14 protein-coding genes and 4 pseudogenes are annotated in these 20,443 nt (G+C 61.9%); 6 read left to right on the top strand and 12 right to left on the bottom strand.

Annotated features, from left to right (window positions below; translation table 11 throughout):
* Window positions 1–234: 234 nt before the first annotated feature.
* The 7 genes and pseudogenes from qatA to BLT09_RS35305 all read right to left on the bottom strand — a co-directional run.
* A complete protein-coding gene (gene qatA, locus BLT09_RS30660) occupies window positions 235–2,124 on the bottom strand; it encodes a Qat anti-phage system ATPase QatA (protein WP_091600253.1) in 1,890 nt (629 codons plus the stop codon).
* A 698-nt stretch (window positions 2,125–2,822) separates the two neighbouring features.
* Entirely contained in the window at window positions 2,823–3,515 is a 693-nt protein-coding gene (scpB, locus tag BLT09_RS30655) for an SMC-Scp complex subunit ScpB (protein WP_091600266.1), read from the bottom strand.
* A gap of 5 nt (window positions 3,516–3,520) precedes the next feature.
* Window positions 3,521–3,622: a DUF1403 family protein gene (locus BLT09_RS35755; protein WP_329608780.1), complete on the bottom strand. Its 102-nt coding sequence runs from the start codon at window positions 3,620–3,622 to the stop codon at window positions 3,521–3,523.
* A 34-nt stretch (window positions 3,623–3,656) separates the two neighbouring features.
* On the bottom strand, window positions 3,657–4,451 hold the full coding sequence (locus tag BLT09_RS30650; RefSeq protein ID WP_329608779.1) for a DUF1403 family protein: 795 nt from the start codon (window positions 4,449–4,451) through the stop codon (window positions 3,657–3,659).
* 344 nt (window positions 4,452–4,795) lie between these two features.
* Window positions 4,796–5,143: pseudogene (locus tag BLT09_RS30645) on the bottom strand (IS21 family transposase); the annotation flags it as partial.
* A 133-nt stretch (window positions 5,144–5,276) separates the two neighbouring features.
* A complete protein-coding gene (locus BLT09_RS35310; RefSeq protein ID WP_236473399.1) occupies window positions 5,277–5,417 on the bottom strand; it encodes a hypothetical protein in 141 nt (46 codons plus the stop codon).
* A gap of 27 nt (window positions 5,418–5,444) precedes the next feature.
* A pseudogene (locus BLT09_RS35305) lies at window positions 5,445–5,582 on the bottom strand (hypothetical protein); the annotation flags it as partial.
* A 117-nt stretch (window positions 5,583–5,699) separates the two neighbouring features.
* On the opposite strand from BLT09_RS35305, the pseudogene istA reads away from it, so the two are divergent.
* Window positions 5,700–7,048 (top strand): annotated as a pseudogene (istA, locus tag BLT09_RS30635) (IS21 family transposase); the annotation flags it as partial.
* Window positions 7,049–7,064: 16 nt separating this feature from the next.
* Window positions 7,065–7,670: pseudogene (locus BLT09_RS30630) on the top strand (ATP-binding protein); the annotation flags it as partial.
* 171 nt (window positions 7,671–7,841) lie between these two features.
* Here the strand turns inward: BLT09_RS30630 and BLT09_RS30625 are convergent.
* Together BLT09_RS30625 and BLT09_RS30620 are read right to left on the bottom strand one after the other, a co-directional pair.
* Window positions 7,842–8,078, bottom strand: a complete 237-nt coding sequence (locus tag BLT09_RS30625) for a hypothetical protein (protein WP_091600251.1) — start codon at window positions 8,076–8,078, stop codon at window positions 7,842–7,844.
* A gap of 298 nt (window positions 8,079–8,376) precedes the next feature.
* Window positions 8,377–10,296: a potassium transporter Kup gene (locus BLT09_RS30620; protein WP_091600265.1), complete on the bottom strand. Its 1,920-nt coding sequence runs from the start codon at window positions 10,294–10,296 to the stop codon at window positions 8,377–8,379.
* Window positions 10,297–11,154: 858 nt separating this feature from the next.
* Here BLT09_RS30620 and BLT09_RS30615 point away from each other — a divergent pair.
* Together BLT09_RS30615 and BLT09_RS30605 are read left to right on the top strand one after the other, a co-directional pair.
* The gene (locus BLT09_RS30615) at window positions 11,155–11,595 is read left to right on the top strand and encodes a hypothetical protein (protein ID WP_091600250.1); all 441 of its coding nucleotides are present in this window, start codon (window positions 11,155–11,157) and stop codon (window positions 11,593–11,595) included.
* 792 nt (window positions 11,596–12,387) lie between these two features.
* Window positions 12,388–12,732, top strand: coding sequence for a hypothetical protein (locus BLT09_RS30605; RefSeq protein WP_036263803.1), 345 nt, complete (start codon window positions 12,388–12,390; stop codon window positions 12,730–12,732).
* 10 nt (window positions 12,733–12,742) lie between these two features.
* Here BLT09_RS30605 and ggt read toward each other — a convergent pair whose 3' ends face one another.
* The 3 genes from ggt to BLT09_RS30590 all read right to left on the bottom strand — a co-directional run bounded on the left by ggt (window position 12,743) and on the right by BLT09_RS30590 (window position 18,396).
* On the bottom strand, window positions 12,743–14,476 hold the full coding sequence (gene ggt / locus BLT09_RS30600) for a gamma-glutamyltransferase (RefSeq protein WP_091600248.1): 1,734 nt from the start codon (window positions 14,474–14,476) through the stop codon (window positions 12,743–12,745).
* A gap of 346 nt (window positions 14,477–14,822) precedes the next feature.
* Window positions 14,823–16,115, bottom strand: coding sequence for an L-rhamnose catabolism isomerase (gene rhaI, locus BLT09_RS30595; protein ID WP_091600247.1), 1,293 nt, complete (start codon window positions 16,113–16,115; stop codon window positions 14,823–14,825).
* Window positions 16,116–16,293: 178 nt separating this feature from the next.
* A complete protein-coding gene (locus BLT09_RS30590) occupies window positions 16,294–18,396 on the bottom strand; it encodes a bifunctional rhamnulose-1-phosphate aldolase/short-chain dehydrogenase (protein ID WP_091600246.1) in 2,103 nt (700 codons plus the stop codon).
* 191 nt (window positions 18,397–18,587) lie between these two features.
* Here BLT09_RS30590 and BLT09_RS30585 point away from each other — a divergent pair, with 191 nt between their 5' ends.
* Both BLT09_RS30585 and rhaS read left to right on the top strand, forming a co-directional pair.
* Complete coding sequence (locus BLT09_RS30585; protein ID WP_027155512.1) at window positions 18,588–19,397, top strand: DeoR/GlpR family DNA-binding transcription regulator; 810 nt, start codon at window positions 18,588–18,590, stop codon at window positions 19,395–19,397.
* 46 nt (window positions 19,398–19,443) lie between these two features.
* On the top strand, window positions 19,444–20,439 hold the full coding sequence (rhaS, locus tag BLT09_RS30580; RefSeq protein ID WP_023803287.1) for a rhamnose ABC transporter substrate-binding protein: 996 nt from the start codon (window positions 19,444–19,446) through the stop codon (window positions 20,437–20,439).
* Window positions 20,440–20,443: the final 4 nt, after the last annotated feature.

The following is a 20,443-nucleotide window of genomic DNA, read 5'->3' as shown; positions in this document are numbered from 1 at the left end:
GGCTTGCCCGCCGCCGGTGACGCCAGCGGGGGCAGCGGCTGTGGCACGGGAACCGGGTTCGGCGGTGTGCCCGACGGGGCAGGAACCGGAGTTGCTCCGGGCTGCCCCGGCGGGGCGGGCACGGGAAGCGGTGTCGGAAGGGGCGGGGCCGACGGGGTCGACGCGGCGACGTCGTCCACCCAGGTTGGGAGCAGCGCCCGGGGGGAACTGGGCTTGGTGCCGGAGGTTCCCATGTTACTTTCTCTTCGACTTCGGGTTCAGCTGCAGCGACGCGACGACGCTCAGTGGCTTGTTCGAGGTCTGCGTTGCCCACTCTCCCACGAGCTCGGCGAACTCTTGCGCCTGCGGACCCTCAACCGCCACACCCCAGCCGCTAACCACCCACCCGCCGATCTTGCTCACCGGCAGTCGTCCGAGGAATGCAACCAGCGGTTCGCGCAGTTCCGGCCGGTCTCCGCAAAGGCGCGCCAGACCCTCGGCCGCCGGCGGCCGTTTGCCGAGATCTTCGGTCTGATCAATCTTCGTCACGAGGCCCTGGAACACCCGGTTGGCATCTTCGGGCGTGAGCGCAGCCACCTCGGCCTTCGTCACCTGCGTGACGCCGAGAGTCGACGTCGCCAGCCGCTCGATCATGGCTTCCACGGGGCCGCCGGCGACACCGATGCCGGCGGACGTCCTGCGGTCGCGGCTGACAAACACGTAGGGCCGCAGGTCGATGCCGTTCAGCGGCGGGGTGATCGCCGCCCAGCGCTTGACCCACTCGATGTTGGGCCAGTCGGCCATGGGATCATCATCGGCGTCCTTGCCACCCTTCGAGGTCACCTTCCGCTCGAGGATCGAGATGGTCTTGGAGCCGTCAGCGGACGCGTCGCGGGCGATCGCGTTGAACAGTTCCGGGGCGAATCGCTCCGCCAACATCAGCTTGGCCAAGACGGATTGCTTGATATCGTCCTGGAAGCCGCGCTCGCTGGCGATCTCGACGCGCAGGGCCATGGTGTTGACGAAGCGTTTGATCTGCCGGGGATTGCCGTGGGCGCCCTCGGTTAGGATCGGCGTAATCTCCGCCGCAAGCTGCAGGGCGGCATCCAGATCGGAGGGTATGGACCCCAGCCTCGCCTTGATTTTGTCTCGGTCGAAGCCGGTGCCCAGCCAGGGCCGCTGCAAGGCCTTGCGCGCCACCTCGAGCAGGCTCTTGAACTCCACCGAACTGTCGCTGACGCCGGAGGCCAGATAGAGCAGCAAGGTGAGATAGACCAAGGTCTCCGACGCGCCAAGTGCCGGCATGCGGAACGGAACCTGGATCAGTTTTTCCAAGTAGTTGCGCGCGTAGCTTGTAGGCCCCGCCGCCGCCGGGAGATCGGGAAAGTGGTTGCGCACGGCATATTCAATCATGCCCTCGTCAGCGGCGATGACGAACGCCGCGTTCGGCACGAACAAGAACAGGCGGATAGCCTCCAGCGTGGCGATCGCCGTCTGCGGGAGGCATCGATCGAGGTCGTCGATCAAGACGATCAGCCGGTCGACCTTGGCGCGCTCCAGCAGCTCCTCGAAGTCTTCGCGAAAGGCGTGCATCCGTTGCGGCGTCGTCTCGGAAGGTGCGGCCTCCTTAAAATGCTCCGCCGCACCGTCCATGACCTTGTTGAACACGTCGCCGGTCAGGTAGGCCTTGGGATCGCTAATCACCTTGCCCGCGATCGAACCAATCCCCTGGATCAGGTCCGGACCGGGGATCCCGGTCGCCATGGTGAACGCCAGGCTGCCTGCGGTGCGGGCGGCCTTCATCCAGTTGACGGCCTTCAGGACGTCCCAGGCCTTGTCCGCCACCTTGGCGATCCCGGACCTCTCCTTGAGGAGGGCTGCGACGATCGTCTCGATCAGCACCGCCTTCGCGTCGTCGTATCCCTCAAACAGCCAGCCGTTGAACCGGACACACAGGGTGTCTGTCTGTCCCTTGAATGCCGACTCAATCATCAGCAGCGTGCTGGATTTGCCCGCTCCCCAGTCGCCGTGCAACCCGATCGTCAACGGTTCCTTCGACTTCTGCCTGATCAGCTTGACGACCGTTTTAGCGACCGTCTCGTAATACAGGTAGTCGATGGCGGTTTCATTATCCGCGATAATCACGAAATCCCCTCCCCCAAACCCTGGGTATCCTTGCCGTTATAACAGAGTTCAGAATTGCAATCTGTCTCTCGCAATAACCCCCAAAGCACTGAGAGACATGCGCAACCCGCTATTTCGGTCGGCTCAGCAATTAGAAGCGCCGTCTCATGATTTGTCTAGGATTTTTCTTGGGATGATTTGCTTATCCAGGGTCCGTCCGGCGGCTTAAATAGCACTCTCGATGGATACAACTTCACACCAGGCAGCGCGCCTGCGAGTGACCCATCATTCACCGCCACCGGCGTTTTTGGCTCTCCAGAACGGCTCGCGCCGATCAGCGGAGCAAAACCCCATCGATGTGGATGTTCCGTACAATCTTGACCCAGCCGGGGTTCATGCGAACACCGCTGCCGAGATGCGAACGTAGGAAATCCGCCACCTCATCCAAACTGGAGAGGTGGGCTGGATGCACGTTAGATCCAAAGTGATGGCAGGCAAAGTAGCCATCAGAACCGGGCTCGGCCCACGCGGTTACCAAACCGCCAATGACACGTTCAATACGAGCTACAGGCATATTTCCCCCCACCATTTTCTAGGCAACGCCCCACGCCCGACAGCGTCTCCTCACGTCATCTCGCGAACCCCGGTCGTAGATCCTGTTGAGGACGCCGCGAACTGCGGCCACCGGCCAGGCAGCGTATTATTCATCAGTGCCGACGCTAAGCATGCTCTTCCTCGTCGTTGTATAATCCTGGCATGATATCACCTGCGAGTAGCTTCTCCTTCGAGAGCAGTCCAGCGTCCTCGAGGGCTTCGAAATCCGGCAGGTCGCGCAGCGTGTCGAGCCCGAACTCCAGCAGGAATTCTTTTGTCGTCACATAGGTGTAGGGCGCGCCCGGCGTTGGGCTGCGCGGACCGGAAGCGATCAGGCCGGCACCGCGCAGATGACCAATAAAATCGCGACTGATCTCGTTGCCGAAGAAAGACGACAGTTCGGCGCGGGTGATCGGCTGGAAGTAGCCGATGCACATCAGCACCAAAACCTCCGACTGCGTAAGGTCGGCCGTCTTCCCACTTCCACCTACAGCAGCACGGATGGCGTCTGCATAGGCAGGCCGGGTCAAATGTTTCCAGCCGCCGGCGACCGAAACCAGATCGTAAGGGCGGCCGCGCAGCTCCTCGCGGATGTCGTCGATGAGAAGATCAATGCTGCAGCTTTTCCCGACGATGCGGGCGAGCATTTCGCGGTCGACCGGCTCGCTAGCGGCGAAGATCGTTGCTTCGACCCGGTGCATCCATTCACGCCAACGCGCTTCCGGCGGCAGATGATCCAGTTCCCGGTCAAACAGCTGGTCAGCTGATCGACGGTCATCTGGCCGGCTCCCTCCTCGCCTACGTGCACTCTCCGCCATTGTCTTCACAGCCCGTAGATGCGGAAGGTAGCGCGGCCGGACAATTCACGCACGGCACCGAGCTCGACCAGCCGGTCGAACAGGCGGCGCAGGCCGCGATCGCTCATGCCGGCGATTTGTTCTGAGGCGACGATCGCGTCGTCAGAGAGCAGCTTTTTCCACGACGACGTCCGCCGCCTTGGCCCTGAGTTTCGGCGCAACCGCAAGCAGCCGGTCCGCCCGGCGCTCAAGTTCGGCGAAAAGATCAATGGCGCGCAGCGCAGCGCGCGCCTGCGCGGCCAGCAGGCTTTTGGCCCAATCGGCTTCCGTTTCGGCGCCGGCAGCCAGAGCGGCAGTCACTGGTCGACGCGCCCGGCACGTACCCACAACTAAGGTCGCTTTGGCGCCCAACAAAGGGATTGCATGTGTCCAGCCTAGCCGCTGCGCGAGCAAGACATCGGCAAGCCAGGCTCCGAGAACGCGCCGGAGGCCGTAACGCTCCGCGGCCGCGAAGGCCCCGACCAGCGTTTCGACCGTGCCGGTGTTGGCGGCAAGCTGTCGCAGATCGTCCGTCAGATCGCTGACCGCCTCATCGTTGAGCGTGAGACCTAGATCTTCCAGCACCGCCGCGACATTTTTCTCCGTTAGCAGATCGTCCGCTGGCCGAGATGCCAGCCGCCGCCAAGCAAGAAAGAAAAGGCCGGCGGGACCGACATTGCCGCCCGGTCTTGTGAGCAATACGGCATCGCGCAAGGCCGCTTCGTCCTCGACGCGCCCTGCCTGCCGTGCCGTGACCGCAGCCGCCGAAAGCGCCAGGCGCTGCCGCCAGGCGCCGGCCCACCGCTCCTGCCGGCGGACCACCGCATCGAGCGCGCCGATGGCGGCGCCGGCCGTGACTGCAATGTCCTCGATGCCTTGTCCCGCAACCGTTTGGGTGTCGAGGGCGGCCCCGCGCAACCCAGGTCGGCACCGTTGCCATCGGTGCGATCGAAGAGGCGCCGCCAAGCACGCCACGGCGAGACAGAGAGGGGTTGGGCCGCAGAATCATCGCAAGCACGATGAGTCATGACGGCGCTTTTAGCAATCTATTTGCGCAGAAAGCGCTGTGCTTGTCGGCATCATAAAACGAATGATAATGTTGCCTTATCAGTCGTTTAACTCTTCACGAGTTCGTCCCTGCTAACAAGTAAGTCTCGACAGGGCACCTTTTTGCGCAGCCGGACGAAATTCCGTTCGGTCATGTCACGAAACGCTCGGCCCGCTCCTCTGCCGGCCGATGGTCAACGAAATCCCCTCCCCTAGCTGCGGTTGATCTCGGGGTCGTAGAAGCTGGCGCTGCTGACGCCCGACTTCAGATTGTCGGGAACGATCAGCCGGGGAACGCCTCCGAAGAAACGAAACATCCGGACATGCGAGCCGATCCAGTCCGGGAGCGTTTGCGTCCAAGTTGCCTCCGCAAAGGTGAAGCTGGATGCGCCGAGCACTGCCACGAAGATCTCTGCCTCGCGGATCTCACCGGTCTTGCGATCAACAATCGGGATCTTCTTGCCGGAATAGTCGACGAAGACCTTGTCGCCGGCCGCATGCTCCTGGCGCATCATCGGCGAAAGCCGCTGCTCGAAACTGCGAAAGAGTTCGCAGAAGCGGCTAATATGTTCGGCATAACACTTCACCTGTTATGTTGCGGCCAAATTTATGTTGCGTCTCCGGGGGATGAGCCAAGGATGTCAGTGATTTCCTTGGCCCAAGCCGCCACATAAGAAGAACGGCGATGGTAGTTCGCTACAGGGCTTTCAGGAATGCCATTAATGACGGCAGAGATCGCTGCCGTGGGGGCTCTTTCAAGCCGCTGACTTCAACCTTGGCCAACGCCTTTGCCTTCATTTCCAGATCAACCTCGGCGTAGATGTGCGTGGTGTCCAACGACACATGGCCGAGCCAGGCGCGGATCGTGTCGATATCGACGCCGGCACGCAGGAGGTGGACGGCTGTCGTGTGACGAATCGTATGGGGCTGACGCGCTTCGTGGCCACGGCCTGACGCGCTTCGTGGCCACGGTCGGCACGGTTTTTCTCGCCATGGCGGCATATTGCGTCACGACGCGGTGTATTCCGAACCGTGTCAAAGGTTCCTTCATCCGCCCCAGAAAGACTGCATCGCTCCTATCCCGATCGGTCACGAGGCGAGCCAGCGATATCGCACGACGACGCGACACTTGAGCGGCTGCTGTTTGGCCGTGCCGGTCGTCCGCCGCAAGACCTAAGCGAACCGAACTTTGCGCTGATCGCCAGGGAGTTGAAGCGCAAGGGGGTGACGCTGACGCTGTTGTGGCAGGAGTATCGCGCCGCCAACCCCGACGGCTACGGCTACACCTGGTTCTGCGAGCACTTCGCCGCTTTCGAGCGCCGGACGAGCGCGACATTCCGCAATCGGCATGCGGCGGGCGCGGTGATGCAGACGGACTATGCCGGGCAGACGGTGCCGGTGATCGATCCGGCGACTGGCATCATTTACCCGGCGCAGATTTTTGTCGCGGTGCTGGGCGCCTCCAATCTGACCTTCGCCTTTGCCAGCTCCAGCCAGAAGCTGCCGGACTGGATCGAGGGCCAGGTGCGAGCGCTCGCCTTCTTCGGCGGCGTCACCAGAGCGATCGTGTGCGACAACCTGAAGGCCGGTGTCGTCAAGGCGCTGTGGTTCGAGCCGACGCTGAACGCGACCTTTGCCGCGATGGCCGAGCACTAGCAGACCACCATCCTGCCGACCCGCAGCCGCAAGCCGCGCGACAAGGCCAAGGTCGAAGGCGCGGTGCTGATCGTCGAGCGCTGGATTCTGGCGCGGCTGAGGAACCGATCCTTCTTCTCGATCGCCGAGCTCAACGCGGCGATCGCCGAACTGCTCGAGGAGCTGAACAACCGGCCGATGCGCCATATCGGCCAAAGCCGCCGCGAACCGTTCGAGGAGATCGAGCGGGCTGCCTTGAAGCCGCTGCCGGCGGCACCGTTCGAATACGCCGAGTGGAAGTCGGCGAAGGTGCATCCTGACTACCATGTCGAGGTCGACAAGACCTTCTATTCGGTGCCGCACCGGCTGATCGGGCGCACCGTCGAGGTGCGGCTCACGCATGGAGTGGTCGAGATCTTCCACGATCACCAGCGTGTCGCCAGCCATGTCCGTCGCTCGCAGCGTTCCGGCCATGTCACCGTCAACGAACACATGCCCAAGGCGCACCAGCGCTACGCCAACACCACGCCGGCCAGCCTGATCAGCAGGGCGGCCAGGATCGGCCCCAACGCCGCCATCCTGGTCGAGCGCATGATGCGCGACCGGCCGCATCCGGAACAGGGATATCGCTCGGCCATGGGCATCCTGTCGCTGGCGCCGCGCTATGGGCCGGAGCGTCTCGATGCCGCCTGCGAGCGGGCGCTGCTGATCAACGCGATCGCCTACTCCTCCGTCACCGCCATCCTCAAAGCCGGCCTCGACCGGGCCAGCTCCGCAGAACCGGCAAAGCCGACACCCCAGACGCCAACATCCGCGGCTCCACCTATTACCGTGAAGGAAAAAGAAAGAATGCTGACGAACCCTACCCTCGACCAGATGCAGGCCCTCGGTCTGGCCGGCATGGCTGCCGCCTGGCGCGAACTGGCCGAACGCAACAACGCCAACGAACTCAGCCGTGACGAGTGGCTCGGCCTGATGCTCGACCGCGAGGTCGCCATGCGGGCCGACAAGCGCGTCCGGAACCGGCTCGCGTCAGCCAGGCTGCGCTTTCCCGAAGCCTGCATCGAGGACATCGACTTTGCCGCGCCGCGCGGACTCGACCGGCGCAGCACCATGGCGCTCGCCCAGGGCAAATGGCTGAAAACTCATGAGAACCTGATCGTCACCGGCCAGACCGGAACCGGCAAGTCGTGGCTGGCCTGCGCCTTCGGACGGCAAGCGGCACGGCTCGATCATTCCGTGCTCTATGTGCGCGTGCCGCGCCTGTTCGAGGATTTGGCGCTCGCTCGTCTCGATGGCCGCTTCCCACGCCTCATCGACAAACTCACCCGCGCGCAACTGCTCATCCTCGATGACTTCGGAACTCACAGCCTCACCGACCAACAGCGCTTCCATCTGTTCGAAATCGTCGAGGAACGCTATCGCCGCAAATCCACCCTGATCACCGCCCAGCTCCAGGGCGACGCGGGCCTTCCGTAACGAGACGAGCAGCCGCTCCAGTAGGACTTCATCCAATTCGGATGCTAGGCCCGAAACGCCGGTCGTGCTCAACGATCCGGTCCTGTATCGACACTACGGTTTCATAACGAGCTACAAGGCTCGTGAGGACTTCCTGATGATCGGAGGTCATACGCTGCCCGTTCTGGGCAAGGAGCGGGCATCAAGCTTAAGGCGTTCATAAAGAACGGCCTCATCGAACTCGCCGTCCGAGAACAGTGCCATTACGCTCACGCTCAGGCGCTCCGCCTGCATGCTACTAACGGAGATACCTGCCTCGGCGCAGACACGATCAAAGACCTGCTTCAACAAAGCCAGGTCGCTGGGATAGGCAATGCCACTCATTGAGCTGGTGTTACTGACCATAGCTGTTCCTCCCATTAGGGCGGAAGGGTGGCCGTCGCTCAACGGCGATGCCACATGTAAATCGCCGATGGAAGCAGGCTACTCCGATTCATGCGGAGAGTCTGGGAAAGGGCTGCTAGAGTTCTGCTCACCGAAGTCGCGCCTCCCGAGACAGAACCCAAGCAGCGATCCTTGGTCAATTCCAAGATATCAAGAGTTGGAAACGTACCAAACAGAGGATGGGGATGTTTGGTATTCAGTGAGGCGCTTTCTATGGACACGCTCAAGTGGCTTCTCAGCTGCTGAACTGCGGCATGCACTAAATCGCCACCTGTGTTCCGATCTCGACGACGCGTCCGGTCGGGATCTGGAAATATTCCGTTGCGTCGGCCGCCGTGCGCGCCAGCCCGATGAACAGCTTGTCCTGCCAGACCGGCATGCCGGAATTGGGCGAGGCCTTGAGCGAGCGCCGCGACAGGAAGAAAGAGGTCGTCATGATGTCGAACTTCCAGCCCTGCTTGCGGCAGATCGCCAGCGCGCGCGGGATATTGGGCTGCTCCATATAGCCGAAGGTCAGCGTCACCCGCATGAACAGCTCGTTGATCGTTTCCATCTTGACCCGGTCACTGTCGGGCACGACGGGTTGTTGCGCCGTCACCACCGAGAGGATGACATTCTGTTCGTGCAGCACCTTGTAGTGCTTCAGGCTGTGCATCAACGCGGTCGGCGCGCTGGCGGGATCGCTGGTCAGGAACACGGCCGTACCGGACATCAGCTGCGGTTTCCTCTTCAACAGATTGCCTGCAAGGGAATCGAGCGGAATCTCGTTCCTGCGCGTCTTGTCGAATAGATACCTGGTGCCTCTTATCCAAGTCCACATGGTCATCACGATCACTGCGGCAATGGCAAGCGAGGCCCAGCCGCCTTCGAATACCTTGACGATGTTGGCTGCAAAGAAGCCGGTATCGATGAAGACGAACACCGCCATTAAGGCTATCGCGACGCCGAGCGGCCATTTCCAGATGCGCGTCATGACGACATAAAGCAGTATGTTCGTCACCAGCATGTTGCCTGTCACCGAAATGCCGTAGGCCGAGGCAAGCTTGCTGGATTCGCCAAAGCCGACCACCAGCAGCATCACCACGAGCGCCAGTAGCATGTTGACGCGCGGCATATAGATCTGGCCGGATTGTCTTTCCGACGTATGCAGGATTTCCAGGCGCGGCAGCATGTTGAGCTGCACTGCTTGCCTGGTCAGCGAGAAAGCGCCGGAGATCACCGCCTGGCTGGCGATCACGGTCGCCGCCGTCGCCAGCACCACCATCGGGATAAGCATCCGGCCTTCGTTCATCTCGAAGAAGGGATGACCGACGACACCGCCATTCGCCAGCACGAAGGCGCCTTGCCCGACATAGTTGAGCAACAGGCAAGGAAACACGATGGCCAGCCAGGCAAGCACGATCGGCTTGCGCCCGAAATGGCCGAGGTCGGCATAGAGCGCCTCAGCGCCGGTGACGGCGAGAAAAACCGCACCAACCGTGACGAAGGCGACTTCGGGCGAGTTGATCAGGAATGACACGATATAATGCGGGCTGATTGCCAGCAGGATTTCCGGGTCGTCCATGATGTGGTTGAGGCCGGAAAGGCCGATGGCCAGGAACCACAGCGCGGTAACGGGCCCGAACACCAATCCTACGCCGCCGGTGCCAAACCGCTGTACCGCAAACACGACCGCCAGAATGGCCAGTGTCAGCGGCACCACATAGGGCTGGAAGGTCGGCGTGACGACATTCATACCTTCGACCGCCGACAGCACCGAGATCGCCGGCGTAATGACTGCGTCGCCGAAAAAAAGCGCCGCGCCGACAATGCCGATGCCGAGGATCACCGCCGAGCGCGTCGGGAAACTGTTGCGCGCCAGCGCCATCAGCGACAGCACCCCGCCCTCGCCGCGATTGTCGGCACGGAGCACGAACATGATGTATTTGATGGTGACGGTGATCGTCAGCGACCAGATGATCAGCGAGAGTACGCCGAGGATGTCGCCACGGTTGGCGACGTTGCCACCGGCCGATGCGTGCAACGCCTCTCGGAATGCATAGATCGGGCTGGTGCCGATATCGCCGTAAACCACGCCCAACGCGCCCAGCATCAGCACCTTGGTGCTGTGCTGCTCGACCTCAGAATGGCTCGATTGTTCGACAGGTTCTGCCTCGTTACCAGCATTGGTAAGGGCCATGGACGACACTCCCATAAGCGGGCGGTGCTCTACGCTTGCTGCACTGCAATATCAAGTGCCGTCACGTAATGTCTGCGTCTCGGTATTGCCTATCGCTCGTCGGCTTCGCAGACTCGTCAGCCCCGAAGCGGCTTGGGAATTTTTGCGAGACTACGCTGAAGCTCCGGGAGCAACGATGCCCCGAGCCAGTATCGGATTAGGTCGATGCTCGGGCGCGCGAGCTCAGATGCCGAGAGCTTAAATTAACGCTGTAGCCGTGTAACAGACTGTGTAACAAATGCCGCGAAAAGTTCAATATTTTCAAGGACGTAAGCGTCAAGTCGAAAGACGCTCTCGCCGCCATCTTCAAGTGGTAAGGGCGATCAGATCTCGGGGAAATTGGAGGCAGCAGCGGACCTGCGACTTGCTCAACGCTCCGCTTCTGAGATAAGGTTGGGATGCGATGGCATTGAGCGAATAGAGCGATTTCCGGGAACCGAACCAATCCACAGAAATATTTTGTTGGTATTTTTGTTGGCTATCCCTGCTCTTGTGTGGGCGTCAACTATTTGGAAACAAAGCCAGATTTCCTTCGCTTCGAATCCGCCTCTGGGCACCATTTTTCACCCATTTCTCGGGGGGCAATTTCAGCAAGTTGCGCATGACGCCCGCTTGGCTGAAATCGGTTGGGGGAATTCAGGTCGCCGTGTTGCGGCAGGTTGCGTAGCGGTTCTCGGCGACCTCCAATCATTTTTCCCGCGCCCGACAGGGCCGGCACTGGCGAAACCGTTTGCTCGCATTGGGCGAATGACGGATTTGATTTGCTTGGTGATCCCCTATCCTTAGGGCAAACTGCCCGTTGGGGCTCCAGGAGGCGAAATGAGAGCACGCGCAGCAACGGTTGGAGATCTGGAAAGTGTTTTCCGTGATCTGTCCAAGCGGATATCGGACGAGTACGTCGCGGCCGGCAAGGACAGCAAGATCGCCTACGACAATCTGATGATGAACTTGAAGGAAGGCCGTGCTCATGCGCTCGTGCAGGGCGAAAAAACCGTAGCGCTCATCGCCTGGCACGAGAATAGCGACGCTGCCGATACGCTGTTCGCCGCGCAGGAAGATTTCTTCAGCGCCGCGACCGTTCGCTTCTGCAAGCGGCACATTCGCCATATCCAGGCGCTTGCGGGCAACCTCCCCATTCACTCGCGCAGCTGGCTCCAGAGACCGGACGTCGCAAAATGGTTCCGGATAATCGGCTATGTCGAGCGGGGCCAGGAGAATGGCGCCCAACTGTTCGAACTGCCGCCGGCTCCCGCCGCCTGACAAATCTCGGCGGGCTGCGAAACGCTGCCGCAACCGGTAGCCACGTTCAGGGCCGATGCTCTAGCCAAAAAGGCCCGCCGCTCCATTTGCGAAGCGGCGAGGCCCGATATTCGGGAACGACTTCCGGGCCGTTGCCCCGGCATTGCTTACTGTGCAATTCAGGTGCCAGACGGGTTGACCGATAATGGGACACCGCACCGGGAAAGCGCGAACCATCTTCCGCGATCACACCACTGCCATACCGCGCCATTCCTTGCTATGTTTGCTCGCGGCGGACCTGATTTCCGCTTGGCCGGCGCCCATCAGGCAATCTACCCCAACGCCCCCCCAAAGTGGCGCCGGCCACTCTTCACCACCAACCCAATCTTCGCCGCCGGCCCAATTTTGGCCACCGGCCCAATCTTCGCCACCGGCAACTTCACGCGCGGTCAGGCCGAAGCCAGGACAGCGGTTCTGCTCCAGAGCGGCGGCCCTTCATGTCAAAACGCCCTGCCTGGCGATTCCAGTGCGACAGATCGCCTGGAGCGGCAGCACGATCCGACCTGAAGCGCGTCGCGTTGAGCGGCGACGCGCTTCAGGTTGTTGTTTTTTTGCATGTCGTTACCGCAAAACCGCTGCACACCCTCGGGTCAGGCCCGAGGCAAGCTTGTGCGCGACATGCATTAAATTCAAAAAGACGGTAGCAAGCCGCGGCCAGAAAGTGTTGAAGACCGTGTCGATGGCATTGAACGTGTCGCGATCCGGTTGCACTCGGCAAGGCTTGATGATTTGTTGCCGCTTCAAGGAGAATGAATGATGCACGAGCCTGCCGGTCAAGACGAATATGGGTCGGCCAGCCCCTTCGACCCGGACGACCTGACGACGTTGAACGTGATGGGTCCGGGTGTGGCCAGCAACGATTTCGAGAAATACGCGGTCGCCGTGATCATCGTGTTCGGCGCCCTCATCATTGGCGGCTTGATGGCCGCAAACCTTGCCCTGGGGCACCGTAACGGCTTCCTGTACGCGCTTGGCGGCGCCACCGCGGCGTGGATATCGGGAAATGCGCTGCTGCTCGATCGGCCGCGTATCTATGCCTTGTTCGTCGGCATCGCGGCGGTGATGCTGATTGCGTCCACCATCACGCTGGTCATCTGACCGAAAGAAATTAATATCCGATCGCCTCGCCGGACGCGGCGCGGCTGTCGATGGCGCCATTGTAGCGGGCGCCGCCGCCCTTTTCGATCTCGGCCAGGCTCTTGCCGCCGACCAGGATACCGGCCGCCTGACCCCAGGTCGCATCGGTGACGTCGAGGCGGTAGCCCATCCCGGCAAGCAGTTTTTCGGTATCGGGCGACAGGCCGAACGGTTCGACATAGACCGTGTCGGGCAGCCATTGGTGGTGGATGCGCGGCGCGTCGATCGCCTCCTGGATGTTCATGCCGTGATCGACGACATTGACGATCGCTGCCAGCGTGATGGTGATGATGCGCGATCCGCCGGGGCTGCCGATAACCATGAACGGCTTGCCGTCCTTGGCGACGATGGTCGGGCTCATCGACGACAGCGGCGTCTTCCTCGGGGCGATCGCATTGGCCTCGCCCTGGACGAGGCCGTAGAGATTGGGCACGCCCGGTTTCTGGGTGAAATCGTCCATCTCGTTGTTGAGCAGGATGCCGGTGCCGTCGGCGACGACGGCGGCGCCGAACGAGCCGTTCAGCGTATAGGTCACCGCGACGGCGTTGCCGTCATTGTCGACGATCGAATAATGCGTCGTCTCCTGGCTCTCGCCAAAACCCTTCGGCATCAGATCCTGCGACACGCCGGCCCGGAACGGATCGATCTTTTCGCGGATTTCTTTCGCATAGTTCTTGTCGAGCAGCTTTTCGACCGGATTGTCGACGAAGTCGGGATCGCCGAGCGCCGAATTGCGATCGACATAGGCGTGACGCATCGCCTCGACCATGACTTTGATGGTTTCGGCAGAACCCGCGCCGAGATAGGATAGCGGGTAGAATTCCAGCACGTTGAGTATCTCGCAAATGATGACGCCGCCTGAGCTCGGCGGCGGGGAGGAGGTGATCTCATAGCCGCGGTAATTGCAGGTCACCGGCTCGAGCTCGCGGACCGCGTAGGTCTCGAAATCCGCCTTGGCCAGAATGCCGCCCTTCTGCGCGCTCGCCTTGACGATGCCGTCGGCGATCGGTCCTTTGTAGAAGGCATCGCGACCTCGTTCCGAGATGGCCGAGAGCGAGGCGGCGAGATCGGCCTGGACAAGGCGCTCGCCGACGGCATAGGGCTTGCCGTCAGGCTTCAGGAAGATGGCGGCCGCGGCCGGGTCCTTGGCCAGCCGCGCGGCGCCGCCTTCGAGCGAGGCGACATCGCCCTGCTCCAGCACAAAACCGTCCTTGGCATAGCGGATGGCCGGCGCCATCAAGTCCTGCCGCGTCAGGGTGCCGTATTTTTCCCGTGCGGTCTCGAAGCCTGCCACCGAGCCCGGCACGCCGACAGCGAGATAGCCGTCGAGGCTGGCGCCTTTCACCGGCTTGCCGTCCTTGTCGAGATACATGGTTTTCGTCGAGGCGAGCGGCGCGCGCTCGCGGAAATCGAGGAACGTCGAGCGGCCGTCCTTGAAGCGGATGGTCATGAAGCCGCCACCGCCGATATTGCCGGCGTTTGGATAGACCACAGCCAGTGCGTAGCCGACGGCGACTGCGGCATCGACGGCGTTGCCGCCCTTCTTCAGCACCTCAACGCCGACTTCAGACGCCAGATGCTGGGCGGTCACCACCATGCCATGCTCGCCCTTCGCCGGCTGCGGCGAGGCGGCCAATGCGGCCGCCAGCGGCGCAAAGGTCAAGGTGAGGGAAAGACTGAGTGCGATTAGGGTGCGGCGGTGCATGGCCGTTCTCCGGGGCGTGGGGTGCGCCTAGAAAAGCCGTTTGGAGCGGTTGAGTCTATGGCTGTGAGGGGAAAGATTCGGGTATGCTGTCATGCGCCGTCGGCGAAGCTGCCGATCTCCCCCCTTGCGGGGGAGATGCCCGGCAGGGCAGAGGGGGGTGCTGTCCCTCCGACGGTTAGGAAAGCAGACGTCGAAAATTGGCGATCCTTCCCACCCCCCTCTGTCCTGCCGGACATCTCCCCCGCAAGGGGGGAGATCGGATTTCGCCTTCGGTTTTCGCCAACTTCCAACGCTGAAGGCACGCAAGCCTGTTTGCCTCAGGCGGGTTTTTTGTTTCAGGCCGACATCAAACAATCCCACCGCCGCCGCCGGCAACCGCCGGCCGTTCAGCCGCGACCTTGGCTCGGTAGCCGGCGGCGCGATAGGTGGCGACCGGATCGATGGCGCCGCCCGTGTTCAGCCGCGCCATGGCGAGGATCGGCTCGACGTCGGTGCGATAGGCGGCTTTCAGCGTCTGCGTCGCCATCAGCGCGTCGTTGGCGTCCTGATAGCCTTCCAGCGCCTGGCGATCGACCAGCAGCGCCTGCGCATAGGCGCGCTGCACCTCGACCGCCGACAGCATCAGGCTTTCGATCGGGTCGGTGACATTGTGGCTCTGGTCGAGCATGTGAGCCGGATCAAAACCTTCGGCACCGGCAAGCTCGGCATCGACCAGTTCGTTGAAGACGAGGAACAGCCGGTAGGGATCGATCGAGCCGGCGTCGAGATCGTCGTCGCCATATTTCGAATCGTTGAAATGGAAGCCGCCGAGTTTCTTGAACTGGATTAGCCGCGAGACGATCATCTCGATGTTGACGTTGGGCGCATGATGGCCGAGGTCGACCAGGCAGAATGCCTTGTCGCCGAGCTCTTTGGCGATGATGTAGTTGGTGCCCCAATCCTGCACGACCGTCGAATAGAAGGCCGGCTCGTACATTTTGTGCTCGGTGAACAGCTTCCAGTCGTCCGGCAGCCCGGCGTAGATCTCCTTCATTGCGTCGAGATAACGCTCGAACGCCTTGGCGAAATTGACCTGGCCGGGGAAATTCGAGCCGTCGCCGATCCACACCGTCAGCGCCTTGGAGCCCAGCTTCTTGCCGATCTCGATGCATTCGAGATTGTGCTCGACCGCCTGCCGGCGGGTGCCGGCGTCGGCATGCGACAGCGAGCCGAACTTGTAGGACAGTTTTTGATCACTGGCGTCGGAGAAGGTATTGGAGTTCATGGCGTCGAAGCCAAGGCCGAAGCGCGAGGCCGCCTGTTTCAGCCGGTTCGGGTCGGCCGTGTCCCACGGAATGTGCAGCGAGACGGTGGGTGTCGCCTGCGTCAACTGCCGGATGACGGCGCAGTCCTCGATCTTGTCGAAGATATCGCGCGGCTCGCCGGCGCCGGGAAAGCGGGCAAAGCGGGTGCCACCGGTGCCGACGCCCCAGGACGGGATCGCCACGGCGAATTTTTCGACCTTGCCGCGGATGGCGTCGACGGCGATGCCGCGGCGGTCGAGGCGTTCGCCGAGCGCATCGTAATCGCGCTTGAGCTCGGCCGCGCGCGCGAGATTGTCCTTGTCGACGACGTCGGCTGAGATGATGGTTTCGGACATGGTGCTTCCTCCCAAATGCGTTCGGTTGGCGCTGCCCCTCATCCGCCTGCCGGCACCTTCTCCCCGTATAGCGACGGGGAGAAGGACAAGCGTGTCCGGCATTGGCGACCCCCTCTCCCCGTTGTTCGCGGGGAGAGGGTAAGGGTGAGGGGCAGCGCCACCCTCAAAAAATGATCGCCTAGCGCGTAAAACTCTGGGCGTTGCCGGCGTCGACATTGACGATATTGCCGGTCGACTTGGCCGACATGTCGGAGGCGAAGAAATAGATCGCCTCGGCGATGTCTTCGGGGAACACCGAACGCTTCAGCATCGAGCGCGAGCGGTAGTGTTCCTCAAGGTCGTCAGTCGACATCTTGTAGGCGGCGGCGCGCTGTTCCTTCCACTCGCCGGTCCAGATCTTCGAGCCGCGCAGCACGGCGTCGGGATTGACGACATTGACCCTGATCTGCGCTTCCGCGCCTTCCAGCGCCAGGCAGCGCGCCAGATGGATTTCGGCGGCCTTGGCGGTGCAATAGGCTGCGGCATTGGGCGAGGCGGCAAGCCCGTTCTTGGAGGCGACGAAGACGACATTGCCGCCGATCTTCTGCGCCCGAAACAGCCGGAATGCTTCTCGCGACGCGAGGAAATAGCCGGTCGACAAGATGTCCATGTTCTTGTTCCACAGCGCCAGCGTCGTCTCCTCGATCGGCGCCGAGGTTGCCAGGCCGGCATTCGACACCAGGATGTCGATGCCGCCGAACTCGACAGCCGTCTCGGCGAAACCGGAGATCACCTGGTCCTCTGACGTGACGTCGATCACCACCGGCCGCACGAAATCCTTGCCATGGGCCTTGGCCAATTCGTCATTGGCGCTGGCAAGGGCGGTCTCGTCGATGTCGGCCAGCACGACGCAGGCGCCCTCGCGCAGCAGCCGGTTGGCCGTCGCCCGGCCGATGCCGCCGGCGCCGCCGGTGACCAGCGCGATCTGGCCGGCAAGCGCTTTCGCCTTGGGCAGGCGCTGCAGCTTCGCCTCTTCGAGCAGCCAGTATTCGATGTCGAAGGCTTCCTGCTCGGGCAGGCCGACATAGGTCGACACTGTCGAGGCACCGCGCATGACATTGATGGCATTGACGTAGAATTCGCCCGAAATGCGCGCCGTCGCCTTGTCGCCGGCGAAGGTGAACATGCCGACGCCGGGCATCAGATAGACCACGGCGTTCGGATCACGCACCGGCGGCGAATCCGCATGCTTGCACCTGTCATAATAGGCCTGGTAGCCATCGCGATACTCTGCCAAATCGTCGGCGAGACGGGCGATGACGGCGTCGACATCAGGATTTTTGGGGTCGAATTCGATGACCAGCGGCCGGATCTTGGTGCGCAGGAAATGATCCGGGCAGGAGGTGCCGAGCGCCGCCAGCGGGCGCAAATCCTTCGAATTGACGAATTCGAGCACGGCCGGCGAATCGTCGAAATGGCCGAGCTTGTGGCTTTTCTCCGAGATCAGGCCGCGGATCCTCGGCATCAGCCTTGCCGCCACGGCGCGACGCGCCGGCGCGTCGAGCGATTTGACGACTTCGCCGCCGAAGATCGGCTTGCCTTCAGACTTGCGCTCGAACCAGTCGATCGCCTGGTTGATCACCGAGATCGTCGTCTCGTAGCATTCCTTTGGAGTGTCGCCCCAGGTGAACAGGCCATGGCTTGCCAGCACAACGCCCTTGGCCTCAGGGTTTTCGGAGCAGAATTTTTCCAGCCACAGGCCGAGCTCGAAGCCCGGACGCTTCCATGGCAGCCAGCCGATCGCGTCACCGAAGATCTCCCTGGTCAGCGCCTGCGAATCCTTGGCGGCGGCAATCGCGATGATGGCGTCGGGATGCATGTGGTCGACATGCGGCTTCGGCACGAAGGCGTGCAGCGGCGTGTCGATCGAGGCCGCGCGTGGGTTAAGATTGAAGGTGCAATGGGGCAGATAGGCGACCATCTCGTCCTCATGCACGAGGCCGCGATAGAGACCCTTAAGTGCGCGCAACTTGTCCATGTAGAGGGTGGCGAAACCGTCTGTTTTAATCGAGGCGCTGTCGCCGCCGGATCCCTTCACCCAAAGCACTTCCACGCTTTCGCCGGTGAGCGGATCCTTTTGCCAGATCTTGGAAGAGGTGTTGCCGCCGCCATAGTTGGTGACGCGCTTGTCGGAGCCAAGAACATTCGAGCGATAGACGAGACGTTCCGGCTCGCTCATTCCCAGGGCTGTCGCCTCATCCCAAAGATTGGCGAGGCGCGTGCCGGAGCGCTTGTCAAGCATAGGTAATCCTCCCGTGACGTGAGACGCGCAAACGGTGCGGTCCCTTTGGGCCGAATTTCTACGCAAGCGGCGGCGTTGTCAATCACAAACGATCAACATCGATCATATTGCACTGCACAATGAATTTATCTGATTGGAAATGATTGACACTGCGCGTTTTGAGTGCCTAGATGTGCTGGCAGGGAGGAACCATGCACGAAAAAGAGCGCCACAGGATCATTTTGTCCGCCGTCCAGGAAAAGCCTGTGGTGACGGTGCAGGAGATGGTCGACCTGACGGATTCATCCGAGGCGACGATCCGGCGCGACATCGCCGCACTGCATGTGCAAAAGCGCCTGCGCCGGGTGCGTGGCGGCGCCGAGGCGATCACCCCGCCGCAATTCATCGGCCTTGCCGGCCGGCCTTTTTCCGTCAACGAGACGATCAACGCTGCGCAGAAGCGGGCGATCGCGCGGGACGCCGTGGAACTGTGCAAGGACGGCGAGCCGATCATCATCAATGGCGGCACCACCACCTTCCAGATGGTGCATTTCCTGACCGGTCGCCGCATGCCGATCTTCACCAATTCCTTTCCGATCGCCGAGCACCTGCTCAAGCACTCCAAGAACACGGTGATGCTGTCGGGCGGCACCATCTACCGCGAGCAGAACATCATCCTGTCGCCCTTCGACAATGACGTGACGCGCAATTTCTATGCGCGCCGCATGTTCATGGGCGCGCAAGGGCTCGGGCCACTCGGCCTGATGGAAGGCGATCCGCTGCTGATCCAGGCCGAGCAGAAACTGATCGATCAGGCCGACGAACTGGTGGTGCTGGTCGACTCGTCAAAATTCCGCAAACGCTCGAGCCTGATCCTGTGCGGCCTGTCGCGCATTGCCACGGTCATCACCGACGACGGCATCGAGGATCGCGAGGCCAAGATGTTGGAGGCCGCCGGTGTGACGCTGGTCGTCGCCCGCACAACGGCAGGCAATAGGGAAGAATCTTCGCTGCAGGCCTGAGGGTTCGCAGCGGCGATGGAATGCAACACTCAAGGGAGGATATTCGATGAGCTTTCTGAAGAAATTGATGGTTACGGCGGCGTTCTCCGCCGCCATCTTCGTGAATGCGGCCTATGCCGAGAACGTCAAGATCGCGCTGGTGGTGAAGTCGCTCGGCAACGGCTTCTTCGATGCCGCCAACAAGGGCGCCGAAGAGGCGGCCAAGGAACTCGGCGACGTCGATATCATCTACACCGGCCCGACCAAGGCGACCGCCGAAGCGCAGATCGAGGTGATCAATTCGCTGATCGCCCAAAAGGTCAACGCGATCGCCATTTCGGCCAATGACGCCGACGCGCTGGTGCCGGCGCTGAAGAAGGCGATGGATCGCGGCATCACCGTCATCTCGTGGGATTCCGGCGTCGCTCCGGAAGGCCGCCAGCTCCACCTCAACCCGTCGGACACCAACCTGATCGGCGAAACCATCATCAAGCTTGCCGCCGACTATTTGCCGGAAGGCGGCGATGTCGCCATACTGTCGGCTTCGTCGACCGCGACCAACCAGAACGCCTGGATCGAAGCGGCCAAGAAGGTGCTGCCGGAGAAATTCCCCAAGATCAATCTCGTCGCCACCGTCTATGGCGACGACGACTCGGCCAAGAGCACGGACGAGGCCAAGGGCCTGCTGAAATCCTATCCGAACCTCAAGGCGATCATCGCACCGACCACCGTCGGCGTCGTGGCCGCCGCCCAGGTGGTGACCGACCAGGGCCTGATCGGCAAGGTCAATGTCACCGGCCTGGCGCTGCCGTCGGAGTTCAAGAAGTTCATCGACAACGGCGCCAGCCAGGCTGTCGCACTGTGGAACCCGATCGATCTCGGCTACTCGGCCGTCTACCTCGCCCATGATCTGGCGGTGAAGAAGGAAGAAGCCAAGCCGGGTGCGACGCTGTCGATCGGCCGTGTCGGCAAGGTCACCCTCGACGACACCAACTCGGCCGCGATGGCTCCGCCCTTCAAGTTCGACAAGTCGAACATCGAAGAGTTCTCCAAGATCTATTGATCCT

The organism is Mesorhizobium muleiense, assembly GCF_900099905.1.
GTDB classification, from domain to species: Bacteria; Pseudomonadota; Alphaproteobacteria; order Rhizobiales; family Rhizobiaceae; genus Mesorhizobium; species Mesorhizobium muleiense.
The sequence above is the reverse complement of the archived record's forward strand: the minus strand, read 5'-3'. Positions and strand labels throughout refer to the sequence as shown.